This window comes from Sphingomonas sp. URJC2 (genome assembly GCF_059803575.1).
The window spans coordinates 1-4,161 of record NZ_JAPFGX010000072.1 but is presented as its reverse complement, the minus strand read 5'-3'; the positions used below and the strand labels follow the sequence as shown (position 1 = coordinate 4,161).

Annotated in this window: 4 protein-coding genes; 3 read left to right on the top strand and 1 reads right to left on the bottom strand. The window is 69.0% G+C overall.

The window, feature by feature from the left end:
- Together OPU66_RS14755 and OPU66_RS14750 are read left to right on the top strand one after the other, a co-directional pair.
- The coding region (locus OPU66_RS14755) for an OmpA family protein (RefSeq protein WP_498554410.1) at positions 1-410 on the top strand (410 nt) is incomplete at its 5' end.
- A gap of 164 nt (positions 411-574) precedes the next feature.
- Positions 575-1,114, top strand: coding sequence for a superoxide dismutase family protein (locus tag OPU66_RS14750; RefSeq protein ID WP_498554409.1), 540 nt, complete (start codon positions 575-577; stop codon positions 1,112-1,114).
- A 58-nt stretch (positions 1,115-1,172) separates the two neighbouring features.
- Here OPU66_RS14750 and OPU66_RS14745 read toward each other — a convergent pair whose 3' ends face one another.
- Positions 1,173-2,732: a spinster family MFS transporter gene (locus OPU66_RS14745; RefSeq protein WP_498554408.1), complete on the bottom strand. Its 1,560-nt coding sequence runs from the start codon at positions 2,730-2,732 to the stop codon at positions 1,173-1,175.
- A 90-nt stretch (positions 2,733-2,822) separates the two neighbouring features.
- Here OPU66_RS14745 and tgt point away from each other — a divergent pair, with 90 nt between their 5' ends.
- Complete coding sequence (tgt, locus tag OPU66_RS14740; RefSeq protein ID WP_498554407.1) at positions 2,823-3,950, top strand: tRNA guanosine(34) transglycosylase Tgt; 1,128 nt, start codon at positions 2,823-2,825, stop codon at positions 3,948-3,950.
- Positions 3,951-4,161 lie beyond the last annotated feature (211 nt).

The following is a 4,161-nucleotide window of genomic DNA, read 5'->3' as shown; positions in this document are numbered from 1 at the left end:
CGCCTCCCCCGCCGCCCCCGCCCCCGCCCCCGCCCCCGCCGCCGCCCCCGGCAGCGGTCTGCGCACCGGGGCCGTACATCGTGTTCTTCGAATGGAATGCGTCGGTCGTGACTCCGGAAGCGGCGTCGATCCTCGACAACGCGATCACGTCCTATCGTGATTGCGGCAACGCCCAGGTCATGCTGGCCGGCTACACCGACACGTCGGGTACGCCCAAGTACAACCTCGGCCTGTCGCAGCGCCGTGCCGATGCGGTGAAGGCCTATATGGCCGGCCGCGGCATTCCGGAAGGCGTCGTGACGACGCAGGCGTTCGGTGAAACCAACCTGCGCGTGCAGACTGCGGACGGCGTCCGTGAACTGCAGAACCGCCGTGTGGAAATCACCTACGGTCCGGGTTCGGGCATGTAATCTGGCCTGATGGCTTGATGATGAAGGGCCGGTCGGGAACGACCGGCCCTTTTTTATTGTTATCTTGCAGGCAGAGTTTGTTGATCGCATCTGCTGCCTGCGGTGCGAACGATCAGCGGTGGCGCGCCGTGGCTGCGATGTGATGTCGACGACAGGAGGATCAGATGATGACAGTCGGTCGGTTTATGGTGATGGCTGCACTGGTCGCTCCTGGCATTCTGGCCATGGAGTCAGGGGTGCAGGCGGCTGCCCCGCTGGCCCGCGCGAACGTCATGTTGAGCGGCCCTGACGGGCGCGAGCTCGGCGATGCGGTGCTGCGCGAGACGTCGGCGGGATTGCAGGTGTCGGTGCGCGGCCGCGGCCTGCCGCCCGGGCCGCATGGTCTTCACCTGCATATGGTCGGGCGCTGCCTCGCCCCCGATTTCGCTTCGGCCGGTGGCCATTGGAACCCGACCGGCCATGCCCATGGCCGCGACAATCCCAAGGGTGCCCATGCCGGCGATCTGCCCAATCTGATCGTGGGACCGAAAGGGCGCGGCACGCTGCGCTTTGTGATTGCCGGTGCGCGGCTGGGCGGGCCCGGCGGCTTGCTGGACGAAGATGGCGGGGCGCTGGTCGTACATGCCGGGGCCGATGACTACCGCACCGATCCCAGCGGCAACAGCGGCGGGCGCATCGCCTGCGGCGTCGTTCAGCCCAAATAGCGCGGCGCTTTGCGCGACGATGGCTGCGGCCCCGGGCGTCCGGTCCGGGCGTTGTCCGTCAGTTCGGCTCGCCCGCGCGCCGCGCCCGCTCAGCAACGCTGGCCTCCGCCGCCGGCAAAGCGCGATAGGCGAGCAGCAGCAGCAGCACCGAGATCGGCGCCACAGCCAGCAGCGCGAGGATGCCGGTGCGCAGGCTGCCGCTCAGCCCCGACACATAGCCGGTAAACCACGGCCCGAACGCCAGGCCGACCAAGGTCGTGGCGATGAAGAAGGTGGCGGTTGCTGTGCCGCGCATCCGCGGCAGCACCAGATCCTGGGTCGTCGCCGCTGCCGCGCCGAGCGCGCTGCTGGCAAGCAGCTGGATCAGGAATGACAGCGCGTAGAATAGCGGCGCGCTTCCCGTTGAATAGGCGAGGATGATCGGCACCACCGGTCCGATGATGCCGATCAGGATCACCGGGATGCGCCCGGCGGGATTGCGCCGCCGCCAGTGATCGGCCAGCCGCCCGCCCAGCACGACGCCCAGAAACCCGCCCAGCGCCGCGCCGCCGCCGAGCACGAAGCCGACGGTCGCCTTGGGCTCGCCCAGCACGCGTTCGGCATAGGGTGCGGCCCACAACGAAATCGCATAGGAGGTAAAGGCGATCAGCCCATAGCCGAGCGCGACATAGAGGAATGCCGGCGTCCCCCAGATCAGCCGGAAGGTCGGCAGATCGCGGCTGCGCAGCGCGCTGGCCCAGGAAAACACCGCATAGCCGCCCAGCGCGACCGCGCTCCATTGCGGCACCGACCCCGTCAGCCGGATCATGCCGAGCGCAAAACCGCCGGCAAGCGCTGCGGCAAGCACGTTGATCCCCAGCGCCATGGCACCGCGCCGCGCCGCGCCGATCAGCGTGAAGGGCGGGATGATCGTCACCAGTTCGCCGGCAAAATCGCGGAACGGGGAGGGCGAGACCGGCGTCGGCATCCCGTCCGACAGGCCGCGCACCGGCTCTTTCAGTGTCGCCACCCACAGCGCCAGCAGCACGCCGGGCAGGCCGACCGCCATGAACGCCGCTTGCCAGCCGACCAGGCCGAGCGGCCCGCCGCCCGGATAGGCGGCGTTCCACGCCTGCACGATCGCGCCGCCGATGAACAGCGACAGGCCGCCGCCGATATAGATGCCCGAGGAATAGACGGCGAGCGCGGTCGCCCGCTGCTCGCGCGGGAAATAGTCGGACAGGATCGAATAGGCGCAGGGCGATGCCGTCGCCTCGCCGACGCCGACGCCGATCCGCGCAAGGCTGAGCTGCCAGCCGGTGCGGCACAGGCCTGACAGGGCGGTCATCGCCGACCAGAGCGCAAGGCCGATGGTCATCAGCCGCACCCGGTGCCAGCTATCGGCCAGCCGTCCGAGCGGGATCCCGAACAGCGCATAGAAAACACCGAATGCGGTGCCGAACAGAAAGCCGAGATCGGCATCGCTCAGCCCCAGATCGCGCTTCACGTCCTCCGCAAGGATGCTCAGGATCTGCCGGTCGATGAAGTTGAGCACATAAACGATCACCAGGATCGTCAGCACATACCAGGCATAAGGCCCGCCGGGCCTGACCTGTTCCCCGTCGACCTGACCGCCCAAGCAACGCCCCCCTGATCCGTCCCGGCCATGATGCGGCCATTTCCCCAAGGGCTAGCAGAGCGCCGCGCGGCCTGCCAAAGGCTTTCGGCCATGACCGAGCGTTTCTCCTTCCAGATCACCGCGACCGACGGCCGCGCGCGCACCGGCGTGATCGCCATGCAGCGCGGCGACATTCGCACCCCCGCCTTCATGCCGGTCGGCACCGCCGCCACCGTGAAGGCGATGAAGCCCGGCGATGTGCGCGCGGCGGGTGCCGACATCATCCTTGGCAACACCTATCACCTGATGCTGCGCCCGGGGGCCGAGCGCGTCGCCCGGCTGGGCGGGCTGCACGGTTTCATGGGCTGGGACCGGCCGATCCTGACCGACAGTGGCGGCTATCAGGTGATGAGCCTGGCCGATCTGACCCGCCGGTCGGAAGAGGGGGTGGCGTTCAAATCGCATCTGGACGGGGCGCGCCATCTGATCACCCCCGAACGCTCGACCGAGATCCAGCGGCTGCTCGATTCGGATATCGTCATGGCGTTTGACGAGCTGGTGCCGGCGACATCGGCCCGCGACGTGCAGGCGGCGGCGATGGAGCGTTCGATGCGCTGGGCGCGGCGGTCGCGCACCGCCTTTCTGGATGGCGGCGCCCATGCCGAGCGCGCCGCCCAGTTCGGCATCCAGCAGGGCGCGCTTGACGAAGGGTTGCGCCGCGCCTCGGCCGATGCGCTGATCGATATCGGCTTTGACGGCTATGCGGTCGGCGGGCTGGCGGTGGGCGAGGGGCAGGAGGCGATGTTCGGCGTGCTCGATTACGCGCCCGGCCAGCTGCCCGCCGACCGGCCGCGCTATCTGATGGGTGTCGGCAAGCCCGACGACATTGTCGGCGCGGTCGAACGCGGGATCGACATGTTCGACTGCGTGCTGCCGACGCGCAGCGGCCGCACCGGCCAGGCCTTTACCCGCGACGGGCCGATCAACATCCGCAATGCCCGTTTTGCCGAGGATCAGGGGCCGCTCGACCCCGATTGCGCCTGTCCGGTCTGTGCGCGGTGGAGCCGCGCCTATCTGCATCACCTCGTCCGCGCCGGGGAAATCCTGGGCGCGATGCTGATGACCGAGCATAATATCTTTTTCTATCAGGCGCTGATGGCCGATCTGCGCGCCGCGATTGCCGAAGGGCGGCTGACCGCATTCGCGAACGGCTTTCGCGACCGCTATCTGCGCAGCTGATGCCCGCCAGACTGTTCGGATGATGCGCCGGCCCCGGCAGGGGCCGCCGGAATCAGACCGTGAAGCCGACCGACAGGAAAGACGGCACGGGGCCGTTCCAGCCTTCGTCCGGCTGGGCCGCCTGAGCATTGTCGGTGCGGCGCGGGCGTTCGGCACGGTGCGGCGTGGCGTCGCCGGACGCGTGCGCCGGCCGGGGCGGGCTGGCCGGGCG

Coding starts and splice junctions, on each gene's coding strand:
- tgt (WP_498554407.1), top strand. CDS start 2,823: ATGACCGAGCGTTTCTCCTTCCAGATCACCGCGACCGACGGCCGCGCG.
- OPU66_RS14750 (WP_498554409.1), top strand. CDS start 575: ATGATGACAGTCGGTCGGTTTATGGTGATGGCTGCACTGGTCGCTCCT.